The organism is Streptomyces sp. NPDC043685, assembly GCF_056436585.1.
The window spans coordinates 187,040-205,672 of the sequence record NZ_JBWKCH010000013.1 but is presented as its reverse complement, the minus strand read 5'-3'; the positions used below and the strand labels follow the sequence as shown (position 1 = coordinate 205,672).

At 71.4% G+C, this 18,633-nt stretch carries 22 protein-coding genes; 8 read left to right on the top strand and 14 right to left on the bottom strand.

The genetic code is table 11. The features are described from left to right. Positions 1-198: 198 nt before the first annotated feature. Positions 199-705, bottom strand: a complete 507-nt coding sequence (locus AC0665_RS34965; RefSeq protein ID WP_478706553.1) for a CGNR zinc finger domain-containing protein — start codon at positions 703-705, stop codon at positions 199-201. Positions 706-822: 117 nt separating this feature from the next. Between AC0665_RS34965 and AC0665_RS34960 the strand changes: the two genes are divergently transcribed. Both AC0665_RS34960 and AC0665_RS34955 read left to right on the top strand, forming a co-directional pair. Beyond that, the gene (locus AC0665_RS34960; RefSeq protein WP_468414235.1) at positions 823-1,191 is read left to right on the top strand and encodes a VOC family protein; all 369 of its coding nucleotides are present in this window, start codon (positions 823-825) and stop codon (positions 1,189-1,191) included. Between the two features lie 14 nt (positions 1,192-1,205). Continuing rightward, positions 1,206-1,598 (top strand): VOC family protein, encoded by a 393-nt coding sequence (locus AC0665_RS34955; protein ID WP_478509360.1) that lies wholly within the window; start codon positions 1,206-1,208, stop codon positions 1,596-1,598. A gap of 86 nt (positions 1,599-1,684) precedes the next feature. On the opposite strand, the gene AC0665_RS34950 is transcribed toward AC0665_RS34955, so the two are convergent. Then, a complete protein-coding gene (locus AC0665_RS34950) occupies positions 1,685-2,818 on the bottom strand; it encodes a dipeptidase (RefSeq protein WP_478706552.1) in 1,134 nt (377 codons plus the stop codon). A 69-nt stretch (positions 2,819-2,887) separates the two neighbouring features. Between AC0665_RS34950 and AC0665_RS34945 the strand changes: the two genes are divergently transcribed. Then, entirely contained in the window at positions 2,888-3,292 is a 405-nt protein-coding gene (locus tag AC0665_RS34945) for a hypothetical protein (protein WP_478706551.1), read from the top strand. On the opposite strand, the gene AC0665_RS34940 is transcribed toward AC0665_RS34945, so the two are convergent. From AC0665_RS34940 to AC0665_RS34930, 3 genes are read right to left on the bottom strand one after another with little or no spacing between them, the layout of a single operon-like run. After that, positions 3,232-4,419, bottom strand: a complete 1,188-nt coding sequence (locus tag AC0665_RS34940; RefSeq protein ID WP_478706550.1) for a dipeptidase — start codon at positions 4,417-4,419, stop codon at positions 3,232-3,234. The two genes, AC0665_RS34945 and AC0665_RS34940, sit on opposite strands and share 61 nt — an antisense overlap. Before the next feature lie 5 nt (positions 4,420-4,424). Then, the gene (gene purE, locus AC0665_RS34935; RefSeq protein ID WP_358609999.1) at positions 4,425-4,952 is read right to left on the bottom strand and encodes a 5-(carboxyamino)imidazole ribonucleotide mutase; all 528 of its coding nucleotides are present in this window, start codon (positions 4,950-4,952) and stop codon (positions 4,425-4,427) included. Next, positions 4,949-6,088 (bottom strand): 5-(carboxyamino)imidazole ribonucleotide synthase, encoded by a 1,140-nt coding sequence (locus AC0665_RS34930; RefSeq protein ID WP_468414243.1) that lies wholly within the window; start codon positions 6,086-6,088, stop codon positions 4,949-4,951. Before AC0665_RS34930 ends, purE begins: the two co-directional genes overlap by 4 nt. A gap of 162 nt (positions 6,089-6,250) precedes the next feature. Between AC0665_RS34930 and AC0665_RS34925 the strand changes: the two genes are divergently transcribed. After that, positions 6,251-6,760, top strand: coding sequence for a GtrA family protein (locus tag AC0665_RS34925; protein WP_468414245.1), 510 nt, complete (start codon positions 6,251-6,253; stop codon positions 6,758-6,760). A 165-nt stretch (positions 6,761-6,925) separates the two neighbouring features. On the opposite strand, the gene AC0665_RS34920 is transcribed toward AC0665_RS34925, so the two are convergent. Further along, positions 6,926-7,309, bottom strand: coding sequence for a VOC family protein (locus AC0665_RS34920; protein ID WP_478609813.1), 384 nt, complete (start codon positions 7,307-7,309; stop codon positions 6,926-6,928). A 50-nt stretch (positions 7,310-7,359) separates the two neighbouring features. After that, a complete protein-coding gene (locus AC0665_RS34915; RefSeq protein ID WP_478609811.1) occupies positions 7,360-8,007 on the bottom strand; it encodes a TetR/AcrR family transcriptional regulator in 648 nt (215 codons plus the stop codon). Positions 8,008-8,165: 158 nt separating this feature from the next. Here AC0665_RS34915 and AC0665_RS34910 point away from each other — a divergent pair, with 158 nt between their 5' ends. Further along, positions 8,166-8,555: a VOC family protein gene (locus AC0665_RS34910; protein ID WP_478706549.1), complete on the top strand. Its 390-nt coding sequence runs from the start codon at positions 8,166-8,168 to the stop codon at positions 8,553-8,555. Between the two features lie 89 nt (positions 8,556-8,644). After that, the gene (locus AC0665_RS34905; protein WP_478609805.1) at positions 8,645-9,235 is read left to right on the top strand and encodes a dihydrofolate reductase family protein; all 591 of its coding nucleotides are present in this window, start codon (positions 8,645-8,647) and stop codon (positions 9,233-9,235) included. A gap of 11 nt (positions 9,236-9,246) precedes the next feature. Here AC0665_RS34905 and AC0665_RS34900 read toward each other — a convergent pair whose 3' ends face one another. Beyond that, positions 9,247-10,521: an ATP-binding protein gene (locus AC0665_RS34900; protein ID WP_468414255.1), complete on the bottom strand. Its 1,275-nt coding sequence runs from the start codon at positions 10,519-10,521 to the stop codon at positions 9,247-9,249. A 28-nt stretch (positions 10,522-10,549) separates the two neighbouring features. Then, a complete protein-coding gene (locus tag AC0665_RS34895; RefSeq protein ID WP_030844734.1) occupies positions 10,550-11,227 on the bottom strand; it encodes a response regulator transcription factor in 678 nt (225 codons plus the stop codon). 515 nt (positions 11,228-11,742) lie between these two features. On the opposite strand from AC0665_RS34895, the gene AC0665_RS34890 reads away from it, so the two are divergent. Further along, a complete protein-coding gene (locus AC0665_RS34890) occupies positions 11,743-13,248 on the top strand; it encodes a peptide MFS transporter (protein WP_468636652.1) in 1,506 nt (501 codons plus the stop codon). 57 nt (positions 13,249-13,305) lie between these two features. Here AC0665_RS34890 and AC0665_RS34885 read toward each other — a convergent pair whose 3' ends face one another. From AC0665_RS34885 to AC0665_RS34870, 4 genes are all read right to left on the bottom strand, one after another. Beyond that, positions 13,306-14,298 (bottom strand): hypothetical protein, encoded by a 993-nt coding sequence (locus AC0665_RS34885; RefSeq protein ID WP_478706548.1) that lies wholly within the window; start codon positions 14,296-14,298, stop codon positions 13,306-13,308. A gap of 49 nt (positions 14,299-14,347) precedes the next feature. Then, positions 14,348-15,073: an LPXTG cell wall anchor domain-containing protein gene (locus AC0665_RS34880; protein ID WP_478706547.1), complete on the bottom strand. Its 726-nt coding sequence runs from the start codon at positions 15,071-15,073 to the stop codon at positions 14,348-14,350. Positions 15,074-15,753: 680 nt separating this feature from the next. Next, positions 15,754-16,305, bottom strand: a complete 552-nt coding sequence (locus tag AC0665_RS34875; protein WP_366050203.1) for an ATP-binding protein — start codon at positions 16,303-16,305, stop codon at positions 15,754-15,756. Between the two features lie 243 nt (positions 16,306-16,548). Then, complete coding sequence (locus AC0665_RS34870; protein ID WP_478609799.1) at positions 16,549-16,926, bottom strand: STAS domain-containing protein; 378 nt, start codon at positions 16,924-16,926, stop codon at positions 16,549-16,551. 239 nt (positions 16,927-17,165) lie between these two features. Here AC0665_RS34870 and AC0665_RS34865 point away from each other — a divergent pair, with 239 nt between their 5' ends. Then, positions 17,166-18,092: an RNA polymerase sigma factor SigF gene (locus AC0665_RS34865; protein ID WP_468414266.1), complete on the top strand. Its 927-nt coding sequence runs from the start codon at positions 17,166-17,168 to the stop codon at positions 18,090-18,092. A 128-nt stretch (positions 18,093-18,220) separates the two neighbouring features. On the opposite strand, the gene AC0665_RS34860 is transcribed toward AC0665_RS34865, so the two are convergent. Beyond that, the gene (locus AC0665_RS34860) at positions 18,221-18,568 is read right to left on the bottom strand and encodes a hypothetical protein (protein WP_478609796.1); all 348 of its coding nucleotides are present in this window, start codon (positions 18,566-18,568) and stop codon (positions 18,221-18,223) included. Between the last annotated feature and the right edge of the window lie 65 nt (positions 18,569-18,633).

Genomic DNA, 18,633 nt, shown 5'->3' with positions numbered 1-18,633 from the left:
CGCGGGCGGACGCGAAGACAGGTGACGCCGGTTCGGCCGAGGCTCAGTCGGCCGAACCGGCGTCTTCGTGCATTGTGCCCCACCGGATCCGGCCCCGGGGCACGCTCGGGCTTCCCGGCCCGGAAGGGGCATCGGTCGTCACAACCCGATGCCGGACACCCTCCCTCGTCTGAGAACCCGGCAATTGGAACTACTCGTCTAGCCGTCCTTGGCCCGGTAGCGGCGCATCTTCGCGCGGGCGCCGCAGACCTGCATCGAGCACCAGCGGCCCCGGCCGGCCGGGCTGCGGTCGTAGTAGGCCCAGTGGCAGTCCGCGGCCTCGCAGGCCTTGAGGCGGGTCCAGGTGCCGGCGACCAGGGCCTCGGCGACGGCGGCGGCCACGCGGGCGTGCATCGAGCGGCCGTCGGCGGGGGCCAGGGCGGCCGAGCCGTCCGCCGGATCGACCCTGACGAGGAGCGGGGCCCCGGCCAGGAGATCGCCGAGCGGCGTCACCTCGCGGTGCGGCGGGTGCCCCGCGTGGGCGAGCAGGGTCGCGCGCAGGGACTCGCGAAGGGCGCGGGCCCGGTCGGTCTCCTCGTCGGTGACGCCGAGGCGCGCCCGGCCCTCGGGCGTGTCCAGCGCGTCGGCGCCGGACTCGATGTCCAGGGTGTTCACCAGGGCCTCGACCAGCCCCAGGCCCCCGGGCGCGGGCGATCTCTCCGTCATGGCTGGACCGTACCTCTCGGGTTTTCCCTTGCGAGGTTACCGGCAATGCGGGAGCATGCAGTAACGGTTACTGGTTACCCGGCCCATACGGGTAACAGCCACCCCGAGGAGGAAGTCATGGCTCTCGCCAAGCTGGGTGTCGTCGTCCTGGACTGTCCCGACCCGCGCGCTCTGGCCGGTTTCTACGCCGAGGTGCTCGGCGGCACACCGACGGTGGAGACCGACGGGGAGGACGAGTGGGTCGACCTGAAGGTGCCTGGCGGAGCGCTGGCCTTCCAGGCGTCCCCCGGGTTCGTGCCGCCGAAGTGGCCGTCGCCCGACGGCTCGCAGCAGTTCCACCTCGACCTGGTGGTGGACGACCTGGACGCGGCCGAGAAGGGCGTCCTGGCACTGGGCGCGAAGCCGCTGGACGCCGAGGACCGGGAGCGGACCTTCCGGGTTTACGCCGACCCGGCCGGGCACCCGTTCTGCCTCTGCGCCTGCTGACTTCTGGAGGCCCCATGTCCGCCGTGGCACGTTTCCGTTCCGTCGTCGTCGACTGCCCCGACCCGCGCGCGCTGGCCCGCTTCTACGCGCAGGTCGTCGGCGGCACGCCGGAGGACGACGACCCCGAGTGGGTGGTGCTGCGCGTCCCCGGCGGACCCCGGCTCGCCTTCCAGCGCTCACCCGGCTACACCGCCCCGGAGTGGCCGAGGTCCGACCGCAACGCCCAGCAGTTCCACCTCGACTTCGACGCCGGGTCGACCTGGGACGAGATCGACGCGGCGGAGGAGCGGGTCCTGGCGCTGGGCGCGCGGGTGCTGGACAAGGAGGACGACGAGAAGAAGGACTTCCGGGTCTACGCCGACCCGGTGGGGCATCCGTTCTGCCTGTGCCGGATCGAGCACGACTGATCGAGCACGACTGACCGGGAAGGACTGATCACGGGCGGCGGATCGGGGACGGCAGGATCGGGGACGGCCGCCGTGGACCGGGCCGGTTACCCGTCCAGCTCCGCGATCGTCGCCGTCGACGGCTCCCGGCGTTGCTGGGCGGCGCGGGCGGTGAAGTCGGCGCCGCGCAGGATGCGCTGGACGTTGCCCCAGGTCAGCAGGGCCACATCGGACTCCTCCCAGCCGCGGCGCAGCAGCTCCGCGATCAGCCGCGGGTAGCAGGAGGTGTCGCCCAGTTCCTGGGGGTGGGCGGCTCCGCAGTCGTAGGTGCCGGACAGCCCGACGCTGTGGGCTCCGGCCACGGCGCGGATGTGGTCGAGATGGTCGGCGACGTCGCGGACGGTCGGGCCGGTCTGCTCGGCGGTCAGCGGCACCAGGCACAGCCCCTTGGCCGCGCCCAGCTCGGCGAGCAGGTCGTCGGGCAGGTTGGCCGGGTGGGGCCGGACCGCGCGGGCGGCGGAACGGCTGCACAGCACCGGCGCGCGGGACAGGCTCAGGACCCGGCGGACGGTCGGCGCGGAGGCGCCGGAGAGGTCCGCGATCACGCCGAGCCGGTTCATCTCGCGCACGACCTCCTCGCCGAACCGGGTCAGCCCCGCCCCGCTCGCCCAGGACACCCCGGTCAGGGTCAGCACGCGCAGGCCGAGCAGGTGCAGCTGGCGCAGGATGCCCACCGAGTCGCCGACGGCCGCGGCTCCGGCGGGGCCGAGGAGCACGGCGACCCGGCCGCAGTTGCGGGCGTCGGCGACCTCCCCGGCCGTACGGGCCGGCCGCAGGCCCTCCTCACAGGTCCGGGCGACGGTCTTGGCCAGGTCGAGCTGCTCCAGGGTGGCGCCGACGGCCCGGTCGCCGTCCAGCCCCTCGGGCAGGTGCAACGACCAGAACAGCGCGCCCACATGGCCGCCGCGCAGCCGGGGCACATCCGTGCCGACGGTACTCTCGCCGTCCTCCAGGTCGTACCAGGACAGGCGCTTGAGCGCCCAGGGCAGCCCGTTGTAGCCGTCGGCGACGGGGTGCGCGGCGAGGATGGCGTGGGCCCGGGCCATGGGCGCGTCGTCGGGGTCGGAGACGGGCTCGTAGGGCTCCGCCGCGACGACGGTCTCCTCGGGGTACGGGTCGGCCAGGTCGTCGCACTGGCCGGCCGCGGCGGTGGGGCGCAGCTCGTCCTGGAGGTCTGCCATGGCGGCTCCCGTACGGTCGTTCGTGAGGTACGGTCACCGTCGCACGCGGCGGTGGGCGGTTCCTGGTGGGTGGGGCGTTCGGGGTACGGGCGCGCTCAGGGCAGCCGGGCCGCCTCGATCATGGTGCGCTCCGACCCGGACACGGAGGTGTTCCGGACGCTGCGTGCCGCCTGGCCGGGGGTGCTCATCGGCAACCCGGTGCTGAACGGGTTCACCACGCGGGAGGTGCGCCGGGCGTCCGAGGCGCTGCTGGCCGCCGGGGCCGATCTGATCGCGCTCGGCCAACCCTTCATCGCCAACCCCGACCTGGTGACCCGGCTCAGGCTGGGGGCGCCGCTGAACGAGATGCGGGACCGGTACTTCATGTACGTGGGCGGGGCTACCGGCTACACCGGCTACCCCGCCCTCGACGCTCAGCCGGCGGGCGCGTCCAGCGACTCGATCGTGGCGTTGGACGGGGACCGCGTCGCCTGAAGCCCGCGGGCCACGTCCTGCGCCGCGTCCAGGACCCGGACCGCGTTCTTCCAGGTCAGCTTGGCCAGATCGGCCTTGGACCAGCCGCGGTCGAGCAGTTCCGCGAGGAGGTTCGGGTAGCCCGAGACGTCGGCGAGGCCGTCGGGGGTGAAGGCCGTGCCGTCGTAGTCGCCGCCGATGCCGAGGTGGTCGACGCCGGCGACCTCGCGCATGTGGTCCAGGTGGTTGGCGACCGTCGACACCGTGGCGACCGGGCGCGGGTGGCGTTCCTCGAAGGCGCGGTGCACCTCCATGGCCGGCGCGGTCGTGTCGAGGGGGTGGAAGCCGTGGGCGCGCATGTTCTCGTCCGCCGCGGCGGTCCAGTCGACGGCCGCCTGGAGCACGAACTTCGGCACGAACGTCACCATCGCCATGCCGCCGTTGGCGGGCAGCCGCTCCAGGACGTCGTCCGGTACGTTGCGCGGGTGGTCGCACACGGCGCGTGCCGAGGAGTGGGAGAAGATCACCGGGGCGGAGCTCGTGTCGAGCGCGTCCCGCATGGTCGTCGCCGCCACATGGGAGAGGTCGACGAGCATGCCGAGCCGGTTCATCTCCCGCACGACCTCCCGGCCGAACGCGGTCAGGCCCCCGGCCTTCGGCTCGTCGGTCGCGGAGTCCGCCCAGTCGACGTTGTCGTTGTGGGTGAGGGTCAGGTACCGCACCCCGAGCCCGTACAGACCGCGCAGGGTGCCCAGGGAGTTGGCGATGGAGTGGCCGCCCTCCGCTCCCATGAGGGAGGCGATACGCCCCTCCCCGCGCGCGGCCTCCATGTCGGCGGCGGTGAGCGCGGGACGCAGGTCCTCGGGGTGGCGGGCCTGCAACTGCCGTACGCAGTCGATCTGTTCGAGGGTGGCGGCGACCGGGTCGGGCGCGTCCGTGCGGACGTACACCGACCAGTACTGCGCGCCGACCCCGCCCGCGCGCAGCCGGGGGATGTCGGTGTGCAGATGGGCGCTCTGGTCGGCGGCGATGTCCCGGGCGTCGAGGTCGTAGCGGACCTGCTCGCGCAGCGCCCAGGGCAGGTCGTTGTGGCCGTCGACGACCGGGAACTCGGCGAGGAGTTCCCGGGCCGCCTCCTGGGAGCTCATCGCCGTCACTTCCCCGCGCCGAAGCCGAAGCCGCCCGCGCCCTCGACCTTGGAGCGCAGGCGCTTGCCCTTCTCGGTGGCCTGGTCGTTGAGCTCCTGCTGGAACTCGCGCATCCGGGTGCGCAGGTCCTCGTCGTGCGCGGCGAGGATGCGGGCCGCCAGCAGACCGGCGTTGCGGGCACCGGCGACGGACACCGTGGCGACCGGGACGCCGGCCGGCATCTGCACGATGGACAGCAGGCTGTCCATGCCGTCGAGGTACTTCAGCGGCACGGGCACGCCGATCACCGGCAGCGGGGTCACGGAGGCGAGCATGCCGGGCAGGTGGGCGGCGCCGCCCGCCCCGGCGATGATCACCTTGAGCCCTCGGCCGTCGGCCTGCTCGCCGTAGGCGACCATCTCGCGCGGCATGCGGTGCGCGGAGACGACGTCGACCTCGTAGGCGATCTCGAACTCGTCGAGGGCCTTCGCGGCGGCCTCCATGACGGGCCAGTCGGAGTCCGACCCCATGACGATGCCAACAACAGGGCTCATTCGGTGATGGTGCCTCTCAGGTAGCCGGCTGCGTGACGGGCGCGCTCCAGCACGTCGTCCAGGTCGTCGCCGTAGGTGTTGACGTGACCGACCTTGCGGCCGGGCTTCACGTCCTTGCCGTACATGTGGATCTTGAGCTGGGGGTCGCGGGCCATGCAGTGCAGGTACGCGGAGTACATGTCCGGGTAGTCGCCGCCGAGGACGTTGACCATCACGGTCCACTTGGCGCGCGGGCGCGGGTCGCCCAGGGGCAGGTCCAGCACGGCTCGCACGTGGTTGGCGAACTGGCTGGTGACGGCGCCGTCCATCGACCAGTGGCCGGAGTTGTGCGGGCGCATCGCGAGCTCGTTGACGAGGATGCGGCCGTCGCGGGTCTGGAACAGCTCGACGGCGAGGTGACCGACGACACCGAGTTCCTTGGCGATGTTCAGCGCCATCTCCGAGGCCTCGAGCGCCAGGGCCTCGTCGAGGTCGGGCGCCGGGGCGATGACCGTGTCACAGACGCCGTTCACCTGCTGCGACTCGACCACCGGGTAGGCCACGGCCTGCCCGTGCGGGGAGCGTACGACGTTGGCGGCAAGCTCCCGGACGTAGTCGACCTTCTCCTCGGCGAGGACGGGGACACCGGCCTTGAAGGGGTCGGCGGCCTCCTCGACGGAGTCGACGACCCACACGCCCTTGCCGTCGTAGCCGCCGCGGACGGTCTTGAGGACGACGGGGAAGCCCTCGCCCTCGGCCGCGAAGGCGGCCACGTCCTGCGGGTCGGTCACGATCCGGTGCCGTGGGCAGGGCACACCGATCGCGTCGAGCTTCGCGCGCATCACCCCCTTGTCCTGGGCGTGCACGAGCGCGTCCGGGCCCGGGCGCACGGGGATGCCGTCCGCCTCCAGCGCCTTGAGGTGCTCGGTGGGTACGTGTTCGTGATCGAAGGTGATCACATCGCACCCGCGGGCGAACGCGCGCAGCGTGTCCAGGTCGCGATAGTCGCCGACGACGACATCGCTCACCACCTGCGCGGCCGAGTCCTGCGGGGTGTCACTGAGGAGCTTGAACCTGATGCCGAGCGGGATGCCCGCCTCGTGTGTCATACGAGCGAGCTGGCCACCGCCGACCATGCCGACTACCGGGAATGTCACTCCCCCAGGGTATCGGCCGCGCCGCGGTGGCCGGATTGCCACCCTCCCCGGTGCCTCCCGGACGCCCGGCGGCCGTCCACCGGCGTCCGCAGGAAGATCGCGCGGGCGGGTGGTTAGCATGGCTGGGTTGACGCCGACGAACGGACGGGGGCCTGTACGACCATGGGACATGGTGCCTCTCGGCTCCGGCATGTCGTCCGCGAAGTCGCCAAGTTCGGTGCGGTGGGCGGGGCGGGGGTGCTGGTCAACCTCGTCGTCTTCAACCTGGTGCGGCACACCACCGACCTCCCGGTGGTGCGCGCGAGCGTCGTCGCCACCGTCGTCGCGATCGTCTTCAACTACGTCGGCTTCCGCTACTTCACCTACCGCGACCGCGACAAGAGCCGCCGCACCCGTGAGATGACCCTGTTCCTGCTGTTCAGCGCGATCGGCCTGGTCATCGAGAACGGCGTGCTGTACCTGGCCACGTACGGCTTCGGCTGGGACACGCCGCTCCAGAACAACGTCTTCAAGTTCCTCGGCATCGGCATCGCGACCCTGTTCCGCTTCTGGTCCTACCGCTCCTGGGTCTTCCGCGCGCTCCCCGCCCACGAGACACCCGCGTCGCCGTCCCCGGCCCTGCGCGGGGAGCAGCCCCCCGGCCCTCCGAAGTCGAAGCAGCAGGTGCCGTAGCCCCGCGGGTGCCGGGGCCCCTGTGAGCGGCCCGCGTGGGCGCCCCCGGGCCCGTGGCAGCGGAGCCTCACCGCGCTGCCGGCCCGGGCCGACGCCCAGGGTCCGCCCAAGTTCGACCCGGAGGACCGCAAGGCCCGGCACGCGGTCGAATGCGCCGCGCAAGCATCAGGGCGTCATGACGGCTCGGTCGGATTCGCTGCGCAGAACGCAGAATTCGTTGCCTTCGGGATCAGCGAGGACCGCCCAGCCGGAGCCATCGGGATTCCGGCGATCGGTGACAAGGGTGGCACCGAGGCCCAGCAGCCGTTCCACCTCCCGCTCACGCGAGGTCTCCGGACGCAGACACAGATGGATCCGGTTCTTGACCGTCTTGGCCTCGGGCACCTGGTTGAAGTACAGCACTGGGCCCTCCGCCAGCAGCACCTGAACCTCGGGATCACCCGGCTTGTCCTCCGGATGCAGCGGACATCCGGTCACTGCGCTCCAGAACCGGGCCAGCTCGTAGGCCTCCGCACAGTCGATCGCCACGTTCTGCACTACCGACACCATGCGGGCGAGCCTTCCTGATTTCCCCTCCGGACGCCACCGAGTCGCACTCGCTAGGCGATGGCGTAGTCGGACAGGGCGGGTTCCAGCAGGCCGAAGGCCTGAGCGGCTTCGGCGCCGACGGTCCGGGCGATCCGGTCGTTGGAGTACCCGGCGAGTGTGAGCTCCTGGATGCGCTGGAACAGCACGCGGTGCACGCTGCCCAGCAGGTCCGCGGCGGTCCGGACGGTGATGTCGTCGGGCCGGGCACCGGTGGCCTCGGCGAGCGCCCGGGCGAGGCGGTGCGCGCGCTGGTCGTGGAGTCCGCGCACACAGCTGCTCAAGGTGGGGCTGTCGGCGATCATGCGGGCGAACTCCTGGCCGGAGAACCCGGCGACCGGGTCCCGGGAGGCGACGGCGTCGTCGAAGGCCCGGCGCAGCGCGGCCAGCGCCGATTCCCCGGGGTGCCGGGCGTCCACGGCTCGGGCCAGCGAGGCGGCGAACTGCTCCTGATGGTCCAGCGCCAGGTCTTCCTTGCGGGGGAAGTAGTTGGTGACGGTCTTCTTGGCGACGCGGGCGGCGGCGGCGATCTCGGCGATGGTCGTCCGCTCGAAGCCCTGGTCGATGAACAGCCGTGTCGCGTGGTCGGAGATGAGCTGCCGGGTCTCCTGCTTCTTCGTCTCGCGAAGTCCGGCCCCGGAGGCCGGCGTCTGGGTAGCCATGAGCGCAATCTTATCCTCGTAGCATTTTTATGTTGACAGTAGAGGTAGCCCACCATAAGTTTACGTCCGTCGTAAATTTACGTCGGCATGACGGGGGAGAGATGCCTCCTGCACGCCCCCGTCCCAGCCACCCAAGCCCGCCGCATCCAGGGAGCCCTGTGCAGTTCACCGCCTCCACCGTCTCGCTGACCGTCGGCGACCTCACCCGGTCGCAAGAGTTCTTCACCACCCACCTCGGCTACGCCGTCCGGCATGCCGCCGACGGCTTCGTGTCCCTGGCGCACGAGGACGCGGTCGACGTCGTCCTGCTCGCCCGCGGGACCGAGGTGCTGCCGCCCGAGCAGCGTGAGCAGCGCGTCAGTGGCCTGATCCTGGCCTTCACCGTCGCCTCCGGCCTTCAGGAGGAGGAAAAGCGGATGCGCGAGGCCGGAGTCCGGATCACCATGCCCTTGCGCCAGGAACCGTGGGGGGAGCGCCTGTTCCAGGTCACCGACCCCAACGGGGTGATCATCCAGTTCGTCGAGTGGGCCGCTCCCGAGCACGGCTGACCCCCCTCCCGGCGAAGGATCTCGGGCTCGCCGCCCGGACCGCCGCGTCCATCACCCGCCGTCCGCCACCCGATCGACAGGAATCCTCCGTGCGCAAGCTCGTGTACTACATCGCCGCCACCCTCGACGGCTTCATCGCCGGGCCCGACGGCGCCGACCCCACAGGACCCGACGGCTTCTGGCCGATCCCCGGCGACTATGTGCAGCACCTCGCCGCGGAGTACCCCGAGACCCTGCCCGCCCCGGCCCGGAAGGCCCTGTCGATCACCGCGGAGGGCACACACTTCGACACCGTCCTCGAGGGACGCAAGACGTACGAGATAGGCCTCCGAGCCGGTGTCACCGACGCCTACCCGCACCTGAGGCACCTGGTGTTCTCCACCACGTTGAGCGAGCTCCCCGACCCGGCCGTGGAACTGGTCACGAGCGACCCGGTGGCGAAGGTACGGGAGCTGAAGCAGGAGGAGGGCAAGGACCTCTGGCTGATCGGCGGGGGCGAACTGGCGGGCGCCCTCTACACCGAGATCGACCAGCTGATCGTCAAACTGGGCGCCCTGACCATCGGCACCGGGATCCCCCTCTTCGGCCGCACGGCCGCCTTCGATCCGCGCACCTGGAAGCTGACGGACCACGTCGTCCTGGAGAGCGGGGCGGCGTTCCTCACCTACAGCCGCGGCTGAGGAGGAGGGCCCTAGCGGACCATCGGTTCCTCGTCGTCCAGGGGCTTGGGCAGCGGGGTGCGGGAGAGGAACAGGCCGAAGACCGGGGGCTTGGTCTGGAGCATCTCCAGGCGGCCCCCGTCGGCCTCCGCCAGGTCGCGGGCGACCGCCAGGCCGATGCCCGTGGAGTTGCGGCCGCTGATCGCCCGCTCGAAGATCCGGGCACCGAGGTCGGCGGGGACGCCGGGGCCCTCGTCCGTGACCTCGATCACCGCCTGGTTGCCGGTGACGCGGGTGCGCAGGGCCACCGTGCCGCCGCCGTGCATGAGGGAGTTCTCGATCAGCGCGGCCAGGACCTGCGCGACCGCGCCGGGCGTGCCCACCGCACGCAGATGCCGTTTGCCGGAGCTGACGATCGCCCGCCCCGCGCTGCGGTACGCCGGCCGCCACTCGGCGAGCTGCTGCTGGATGACCTCGTCGAGGTCGAAGGAGACGGCGGAGCCGGTGCGCGGATCGCGGGAGTTCGTCAGCAGCCGTTCCACGACGTCCGTCAGCCGCTCGACCTGCGTCAGCGCGATCGTCGCCTCCTCCTTCACCGTGTCCGGGTCGTCGGTGAGGGTGATCTCCTCCAGCCGCATCGACAGGGCCGTGAGCGGTGTGCGCAGCTGGTGGGAGGCGTCGGCGGCCAGCCGGCGTTCGGCGGTCAGCATGCGGGCGATGCGCTCGGCGCTGCCGTCCAGCACGTCCGCCACCCGGTCCAGCTCGGGCACTCCGTACCGCTTGTGCCGGGGCCGCGGATCGCCCGAGCCGAGGCGCTCGGCCGTCTCCGCGAGGTCGGTCAGGGGCGACGCCAGCCGGTTGGCCTGGCGGACCGCCAGCAGCACCGCCGCCACCACCGCCAGCAGCGCGACCAGCGCGATGATCAGCAGCGTCCGGCCGACCTCACGGGTCACCGAGGAGCGCGGCTCCTGGACGGTGACCGTCTCGCCCTCCTCGCCGGGCGCGCTCGCGCTGATGACGTCCCCGACGGGCTTCGTGCCCACCTCGATGGGCGCCTCCCCGGGGATGCGGATCACCGCGTAGTAGCGGTCCTGCGTGACCTGCTGGCGCAGCACCTCCGCGTCGACCTGCTGCGCCCCGAAGAGCCGGCTGTCGACGATGCTGGCCAGCCGGACGGCCTCGGACTCCACCCGTTCCTGGGCGCTGTTGCTGATCGTCCGGGTCTCGACGATGACGAGGGAGACGCCGAAAACGGCGATCACGACGAGCACCACGGCGAGCGTGGACTGGATCAGTCGGCGACGCATGTCCTGTTACCCGAGCCCGCCCCGCGGCTCAGCTCTTCTCGAAACGGAAACCCACACCGCGCACGGTGGCGATGTAGCGCGGGTTGGCGGCGTCGTCGCCGAGCTTCTTGCGCAGCCAGGAGATGTGCATGTCGAGGGTCTTGGTCGACGACCACCAGGTGGTGTCCCAGACCTCCCGCATCAGCTGGTCGCGGGTGACGACCCGGCCCGCGTCGCGCACCAGCACCCGCAGCAGGTCGAACTCCTTCGCGGTGAGCTGGAGCTCCTCCTCGCCCATCCAGGCGCGGTGCGACTCGACGTCGATGCGCACGCCGTGCGTGGCGGGGGGCTGCTGCGGCTCGGAGGCGCCGCGCCGGAGCAGGGCCCGCACCCGGGCGAGCAGCTCGGCGAGCCGGAACGGCTTGGTGACGTAGTCGTCGGCGCCCGCGTCGAGCCCGACGACGGTGTCCACCTCGTCGGCGCGCGCGGTCAGGATGAGGATCGGGATGGCGTGGCCTTCGCCCCGCAGGCGGCGGGCCACCTCCAGGCCGTCCATGCCGGGCAGGCCGAGGTCGAGCACGACCAGGTCGACGCCGCCCTGCAGTCCGGCGTCGAGAGCGGTGGGGCCGTCCTCGCGAACCTCGACCTCGTAGCCCTCCCGGCGCAGAGCGCGGGCCAGCGGCTCCGAGATGGACGCGTCGTCCTCGGCGAGCAGTACACGGGTCATGAGGTGATGGTAGACCTGCGACGCCCTGAGCTGGGGTGTGACCGGAAGCCTTGATTCTTACCGTGGGCACGCGCGTTTCTCACGTTCCCGTGGTAGCGGCACGAACCTCTGTCTGTGGGGTGCGATCCTGGTAAGGACCTTGGAAACGAGGCGCGCGGTTCCCCCGACACCTGTGATCCGTGTCTCAAGGTCTTCCATATGTGGCGGTGTCCTGCCGTATGGTGATTCAACGCCTGTAGCACCACGGCGACCTTCGGAGGCCATTTGCCCTGAAGGTCTCTTTTGTGTGCGGGCCGGTTCCCGCCGGCCCCCAACGTGAAACGACCTGTGGCCGGGCCTCGTAGTGCGGCGACGCGCGTAGAGGCGTGGATCCCGGTGGCGACCGCCCACCGCTTCGTGATCCGGAGCGGACCCCCGTAGGCGTCGGGCGGACGGCCGTACCCACCGGTGCCGGCAGCCCCCACCGGGCGCACCACCGCTGTCGCGGGGCGCGTCCCGACCAGCAAGGAACGACCATGGCGTCCAGCCTGACGAAGGACTCGGCCCGACCGGGCACCCCCGGTGCCGAGAAGACCTTCTTCGGCCACCCCCGCGGACTGGCCACTTTGTTCATGACCGAGATGTGGGAGCGTTTCTCCTACTACGGCATGAGGGCCCTGCTCCCGCTGTACCTGGTGGCCCCTGGTGGCCTGCACCTGAGCGCGGGCACCGCGACGGCGATCTACGCCGTGTACCTGTCGCTCGTGTACCTGCTCACCCTGCCCGGCGGCTGGTTCGCCGACCGGGTGCTCGGCCCCCGCAAGACGGTCGCCGTCGCGGGCGTGGTCATCATGCTCGGCCACCTGTGCCTGGCACTGCCCGCAGCCGCGAGCTTCTTCGTCGGCCTCGGCCTCGTCGCCATCGGTTCCGGTCTGCTGAAGGCCAACATCTCCACGATGGTCGGCCACCTCTACGACGGCCCGGAGGACCCGCGCCGCGACGGTGGCTTCACGGTCTTCTACATCGGCATCAACCTCGGCGCCTTCATCGCGCCGCTGGTCATCGGCACCGTCGGTGAGAACGTCAACTGGCACCTGGGCTTCGCGCTCGCCGCGCTCGGCATGGCGCTGGGCCTCGTCCAGTTCCTGCTGGGCAGCCGCCACCTGAACGCGAAGAGCAGTGAGGTCCCCACCCCGCTGACGCCCGCCGAGAAGGCGTCGACCCTGCGCAAGGGCCTGATCTGGCTGGCCGTCGCCGTGGTCTTCTACGGCCTCGTGGGCGGCACCGGCCACTTCACCCTCAACTGGGCGCTGATCCCGCTGACGCTGCTCGGCCTGCTCGTGCCGATCCTCGTCATCTCCCGCATCATGCGCGACAAGGACCTGGACGCCGGCGAGCGTTCCAAGGTGTCGGCGTACATCTGGTTCTTCGTCGCCGCCGCCGTGTTCTGGATGATCTACGACCAGGGCGGCTCGACCCTGTCGCTCTTCGCCAGCGACAAGGCCGACAACACCGTCTTCGGCTGGGAGTTCCCGGTCTCCTGGTACCAGTCGGTCAACCCGGTCATGATCATGGCGCTGGCGCCGGTCTTCGCCTGGCTGTGGCTGTGGCTGAACCGCCGCGGCAAGGAGCCGAGCACCATCGTGAAGTTCGCCTCCGGCCTGGTGCTGGTGGGTGCGTCCTTCTTCCTCTTCCTCGCCCCGCTGTCGATCGCCGAGGGCGGTCACAAGGCCGCGGCGATGTGGCTGGTCGCGATCTACTTCGTGCAGACCGTGGGTGAGCTCACGCTGTCGCCGGTGGGTCTGTCCGTGACGACGAAGATGGCGCCGGCGAAGTACGCCTCCCAGATGATGGGCGTCTGGTTCCTGGCGGTCACCGCGGGCGACTCCGTCACCGCGCTGCTGTCCAACCCTGCCGTCGGCGGGGTCAACCTCGACAAGACCGGCTTCGTGGCGCTGGAGGCGGCGCTCGCCGTGGTCGCCGGCCTCGCGGTGTACATGTACCGCAAGAAGGTCAAGGCCATGATGGGCGACGTCCGCTGACGCCGGCCCCCGGATCCTGAGCAGGGCCGTCGCACCCCCGGGTGCGGCGGCCCTTCTTCATGACCTCCGCGGCCCCGGCCGGTCGGCGTCCGGGGCGAACCAGGGCCGGGCCGCCGGTGCCCGGCGCGTGACGGGCAGCCGCAGCCGGCGTGCCGGCTGTGCCGCGTGGCCGGGGCGGCGTGGCCGCGCGCGGTCGATCACGGCCAGGGCCGCGCGGAACAGGGCCGCGGGCACGACCAGCAGGACGAGGGCCCAGAACAGGGTCACGCCCCAGGGGCGGCCCACGCCCCAGGGGTGTTCGGCGAGCACCTTGCCGCCGTACTTCAGCGACACCGTGTAGTCGCCGTGCGCCCCGGCGCCGAGCTCCATGGGCAGCTCGATGCGGGCCTTCCCACCGGGCCGGATCGAGCCGCGCCAGCGCTGGTCCTGCCACTCGGGGGCGAACACGCCGTGTGAGGTACCGACCTGGAAGACCGGGTTCTTCACGGGGGACGTGCCGACGTTGCCGACGGTGACCACCAGGGTCCGCGAGGGCGGGGCGCCGAACCAGGTGAGCAGGCCACCGGAGCCGCGCAGCCGGGTGTCGGCGAGCAGGGACAGCCGCCCGCCGGCCGCGTCGGCGGGCAGCGGCTCGACGGCGTGCCCGGCGACCCGGAGGGCCGCGTCCGCCTCGGCTCCGGCTCCCGTCACGGTCGCCACGTGCACCACGCAGGGGCACGGTACCGGTGGCTCCACGACGGGCAGTTCGCGGCGGAAGCGTCCGTCCGCGCCGGTGGTGACGGCCCGGCCGTCGGTGTTGGCGCAGGAGTTGGTGCCACCGGTCACGCCCCGCTTCGGCTCGGCCTGCCCGCACACCAGTAGCGTCAGCAGGGCGCGGGGCCGCCAGCCGGTGCCGCTGACGGTGATCGAACCCCCGGTCCCCGCCTGGGAGCTGGACAGTTCGACGGCGGGCCGGTCCCCCGCCCTGACGGGCCCGGCGCCCGCGAGGACGAGCAGCAGCGCCAGCAGGACCGGCAGTGCCCCGTACGGAAGGCGGACGGTGTGCGGCATCGGCGGCTCCAGGGGTCGTGCGCTCGGCGGTGCACAGGCCCGGGCGTCGTCAACGACCGGCCCGAGCGCCCTGGTGACGTCGTGTCAGCCACAGGGCCCCCGCCGCGCCGGCGAGCAGAACCGTGCCGCCGAGGGTGCCGAGGGCGACGGCGGAGTCCTCCGGGCCGGTCTGTGCCAGCCCGCCACCGGTGTCGGAGGCGGAACCGGACCCTGAGTCGGAGGCGGATCCCGAGCCCTGGGCGGAGCCGGTGGTGCCGTCGCCGCCCGAGGCTCGGACGTCGAGGGTGAGGGACGGGCCCGGGTCGTTCCTCGGGGTGCACGTGGTGGTCGTGCCGAGCGCCTTGATGGTGAGCACGCCCGCCGTGAAGGTGACCTCGCCGCTCTTCTTCGGTGTGTAGGTGCCGCTCAGGTCGCTGATCTTGATCGGTGTGTTGGCCGGTATCGCGGCGTCGTTGGCGGGGCCGGTCACCGACAGGGTGCCGCCGTCGGCGCCGCCCAGGGCGATGGTGGCGCTCGGTGTCATCGCGCCTTTGCCCAGTTCGACCGGGCTGGAGGAGACGCCCTTCTGCCAGGACATGGTGATCCGGTAGCCGCCGCCGCTCTCGACGCCCTTGATGTCGATGGGCGAGACGGCACTCTTGTCGCCGATCGGGGTCTTGCACTGGTAGTTGACGTCGACGACCTCGGCCCGGGCGACGGGGGCGGCCATCCACACCACCGAGCCGGCCAGGGCCGCGGCGGACGCGAGCGCGGCGGTTCGTTTCCGGTACGACACGGTGCCGCTCCCCTTCCTTTTCCTGACGGTGCATCAGACAGGGCCGTCAAGGTACGCCCGACACGTCGAGGAAGGAAGACACGGGGCACACCGGATCCAGGCACCGCCCTCACCCGTTCGGACGCACTCGGGGCGCCTGCCGGAGCGGCGAAACGGACAGACTGAAACAGGATCAGACAGCACCGCACAGGACCGTGCAGGCCCGTCCGTGCAGCTCCGACGGGCACGCCGGAGAGGGCGGGAAGGGGCCGGAACCGGACGGAGGCGGCCTCGGTCGGTGCGGTGCGGCTGGCCCGGGCGGGGACGCCCGGGCTGGGGCGGGGGCGCCCGGTGATCGGGAGCGGGGGTGGCAGGTCGGGCGCGGTGGAGTAGGTCGGGCGCGGGCCCAGGGGCGGGCGTAGGCCCCGCGGATCGGGCACGGGTGCGCCAGGAGGGGCGCGGGCCTCCCAGCTCACGCGTCACGTCAGCACCCCGCTGGTGAGTCGACCCGCCGCAGGTCAGGCACACCGCAGGTCAGGCACACCGCGGGTCGCCCGGGTACGCCGCAGGTCGATCAATACGCCCGCAGGCCGGCCGACGCCCAGCCAGTCGTGCCGGTGCGCCACAGGTCACCCCGGCACCCCACAGGCCGGCCGACGCCAGCCCTTCGCCCTGGAGAGGTCAGGCCGGTGCGCCGCAGGTCAGGCCGGTGCGCCCAGCTCCGCCCATACCGTCTTGCCCGAGACCCCCGGCGTGCGGACGACGCCCCAGTCCAGGCACAGGCGCTGGACGATGAACATGCCGTGGCCGCCCGGGCGACCCGCGCGGTGCGGGGTGCGGGGTGCGGGCTGGCCGGTGCCGCGGTCGGCGACCTCGACCCGGATCACCTTGTTGTCGCAGGTGATCCGCAGCTGGTCCGGCCCCTCGGCGTGCAGGCAGGCATTGGTGACCAGCTCGGAGACGACCAGAAGCACATCCTCGGCGGCGGCCCGCTGGTCCGCGGAGGCGGCCGGCAGCCAGCCCCACGCGTACAGCGCCTGGCGGGTGAAGTCGCGGGCCAGCGGCACCACGCCGCTCTCCCCGTCGAAGCTCAGCCGGCGCACCTGCCGGCCCCCCGACGGCGCCGCCCCGGACGGCGTGCCCACGCCCTCACCGGACGCACCGGTCGCCGCCACGCCACCCTCGGACGCCCCGGAAGCGCCGCTGGGCTCCGGCCCGCGGTCGCCCGGCGGGTAAGGCCGGGTGGTGCTCATCAGCGCTTCACCTCACCGATTCACCAGTTCATGATTCAGAAAGTTCACTACAGAGTCAGTCACGCAACGCGCAGCACATCGGTTTCGCGGCGCCCCCGCCACTTTGGTGACCGACACGTTCAGGATGTCTCCTGCCCGGGCGGACCGGGGGAACACCCATGTATTGCGCACGAAAGGCGTGACACGACTGGGACACCGGTCACAGGGGGATGTCCGAGGCACCGCGCACCGACACACCGCCGGTCAGCCCGACTCGTCGGACAGGGCCGCCTCGAGCGAGTCGTGGACGCTGAAGACCGCGTCCGCACCCGTGATCTCGAACACGCGGGCCACCACCGGCTGCATGCCGGCGAGGGAGACGCCGCCACCGGCGGCCTCCGCCTTCAGCCGAGCACCGAGGAGCACGTTGAGGCCCGTGGAGTCACAGAACTCCAGGCGTGCGCAATCGATGACCAGGCGCTTGAATCCTTTGGCGAGGCAGTCCTCGAGCGGCTCCCGCAACAGCTCGGCGGTGTGGTGATCCAACTCACCCGCCGGGGTCACGACGGCGTTGGAGCCCTCTTCCCGCACCTCCACCAGAAGCCGGCCAGACTGTGCGCTGCCGACCGTCCCGCGGTCCATGCCGTCTCTCTCTCCCGACGTCGAGGCTGGTTACTGACGCCCTCGAACACTACGCCTTCCCAGCATGGTCCGACACCCGAACATCTACACACAAACGGACATATGCCCACAGAACGCACTTGCGGTGGGCTCGGGATAGCGGGTAGGCCTAGTAAGGACACGTACCCGACACGGCCGGCTTTGGAGGCGCCGCACACCGCAGTGCACCTTACGGCTCCGGCAGCCATATGCCGAGAACGATGGAGGACATCATGTCACCCCGGCTCGACGCATCGCGTACCCAGAAAGCGACGTCGACACCCCCTCCGGAACACTTGAATCCCATCGAGCAGGACGAGATGCCCGTCACATCGGGCGGCCTTCTCGCCGGACTTCCGGACATCCCCCCGTACGAGAACGTCGGCGCGGTCGATGCGCGGGCCCTGTCGAAGACCCTCTTCGAGCGTCTGGAGACGCTGGAGGAAGGGACCCACGAGTACTCGTACGTCCGCAACACGCTCGTCGAACTGAACCTCGCGCTGGTCAAGTTCGCCGCCTCCCGGTTCCGCTCCCGCAGTGAACCGATGGAGGACATCATCCAGGTCGGCACCATCGGCCTGATCAAGGCGATCGACCGCTTCGAGCTGTCCCGCGGTGTGGAGTTCCCCACGTTCGCGATGCCGACCATCGTCGGCGAGATCAAGCGCTTCTTCCGCGACACCTCGTGGTCCGTGCGCGTACCGCGACGGCTCCAGGAGCTACGGCTCGACCTGGCCAAGGCCGGTGACGAACTGGCCCAGAAGCTCGACCGCGCCCCCACGGTGGCCGAGCTGGCCGAGCGGCTCGGCCTCTCCAACGACGAGGTCGTCGAGGGCATGGCCGCCTCGAACGCCTACACCGCCTCCTCGCTGGACGCCCAGCCGGAGGAGGACGACTCCGAGGGCGCGCTCGCGGACCGCATCGGCTACGAGGACCACGGGCTCGAAGGCATCGAGTACGTCGAGTCGTTGAAGCCGCTGATCGCCGAACTCCCGCCGCGCGACCGGAAGATCCTGTCCCTGCGGTTCGTCGCGGGCATGACCCAGTCGGAGATCGGCGAGGAACTCGGCATCTCGCAGATGCACGTCTCGCGTCTGCTGTCGCGGACGCTGGTGCGGCTGCGCAAGGGGCTGACCGTCGAGGAGTGATCCTCGATGGATGAAGCTTTCCTCAGGGGGCGGACCGAACGTCCGCCCCCTGAGCGCGTGCCGTACGGGAGCTCAGCCCGCCCGCTGCCCTTCTCCAGTCGATCCGCTGCGCGTCGTCGGACACGTTTTCAGTGCCGTCCCAGGCTGATGACGATGAGAGTGAGCGTGGGCAGTGCGGTGGCCGCCGCGCTCAGCAGCCAGTACCTGCCGGGTGACAGCGCGGTCCTGCGGCGGAACGGGCGGTTGGCCAGCCACCAGACGAGGCCGAACAGGACGAAGATCGGTGTCGCGACCATCACCCAGGGGAGCACACCGTCGTTCTCGGTGGGCTCGCGGTCGGTCCAGCCCAGTGAGGCAAGGGGCCAGTTCGCCGCGAAGTACCACAGCATGAACGCGGGCACCACGGCCGGAATCCCCAGCAGGACGTTGACGACCAGGGGGAAGCTCAGCCGGAGCCACTGGCGGGTGGTGCTCATGTGCATCGGATCTCTCTGACCGCGCGACAGCATGTTGCAGTTCTCCAGTGTCGCCGGTGCCGTGA

Bases quoted from the DNA above. Each gene is read 5' to 3' on its own strand.
- AC0665_RS34965 (WP_478706553.1), bottom strand. From the start codon at position 705: ATGACGGAGAGATCGCCCGCGCCCGGGGGCCTGGGGCTGGTCGAGGCC.
- AC0665_RS34960 (WP_468414235.1), top strand. From the start codon at position 823: ATGGCTCTCGCCAAGCTGGGTGTCGTCGTCCTGGACTGTCCCGACCCG.
- AC0665_RS34955 (WP_478509360.1), top strand. From the start codon at position 1,206: ATGTCCGCCGTGGCACGTTTCCGTTCCGTCGTCGTCGACTGCCCCGAC.
- AC0665_RS34950 (WP_478706552.1), bottom strand. From the start codon at position 2,818: ATGGCAGACCTCCAGGACGAGCTGCGCCCCACCGCCGCGGCCGGCCAG.
- AC0665_RS34940 (WP_478706550.1), bottom strand. From the start codon at position 4,419: ATGAGCTCCCAGGAGGCGGCCCGGGAACTCCTCGCCGAGTTCCCGGTC.
- purE (WP_358609999.1), bottom strand. From the start codon at position 4,952: ATGAGCCCTGTTGTTGGCATCGTCATGGGGTCGGACTCCGACTGGCCC.
- AC0665_RS34925 (WP_468414245.1), top strand. From the start codon at position 6,251: ATGGGACATGGTGCCTCTCGGCTCCGGCATGTCGTCCGCGAAGTCGCC.
- AC0665_RS34920 (WP_478609813.1), bottom strand. From the start codon at position 7,309: ATGGTGTCGGTAGTGCAGAACGTGGCGATCGACTGTGCGGAGGCCTAC.
- AC0665_RS34915 (WP_478609811.1), bottom strand. From the start codon at position 8,007: ATGGCTACCCAGACGCCGGCCTCCGGGGCCGGACTTCGCGAGACGAAG.
- AC0665_RS34900 (WP_468414255.1), bottom strand. From the start codon at position 10,521: ATGCGTCGCCGACTGATCCAGTCCACGCTCGCCGTGGTGCTCGTCGTG.
- AC0665_RS34895 (WP_030844734.1), bottom strand. From the start codon at position 11,227: ATGACCCGTGTACTGCTCGCCGAGGACGACGCGTCCATCTCGGAGCCG.
- AC0665_RS34890 (WP_468636652.1), top strand. From the start codon at position 11,743: ATGGCGTCCAGCCTGACGAAGGACTCGGCCCGACCGGGCACCCCCGGT.
- AC0665_RS34885 (WP_478706548.1), bottom strand. From the start codon at position 14,298: ATGCCGCACACCGTCCGCCTTCCGTACGGGGCACTGCCGGTCCTGCTG.
- AC0665_RS34875 (WP_366050203.1), bottom strand. From the start codon at position 16,305: ATGAGCACCACCCGGCCTTACCCGCCGGGCGACCGCGGGCCGGAGCCC.
- AC0665_RS34870 (WP_478609799.1), bottom strand. From the start codon at position 16,926: ATGGACCGCGGGACGGTCGGCAGCGCACAGTCTGGCCGGCTTCTGGTG.
- AC0665_RS34865 (WP_468414266.1), top strand. From the start codon at position 17,166: ATGGAGGACATCATGTCACCCCGGCTCGACGCATCGCGTACCCAGAAA.
- AC0665_RS34860 (WP_478609796.1), bottom strand. From the start codon at position 18,568: ATGAGCACCACCCGCCAGTGGCTCCGGCTGAGCTTCCCCCTGGTCGTC.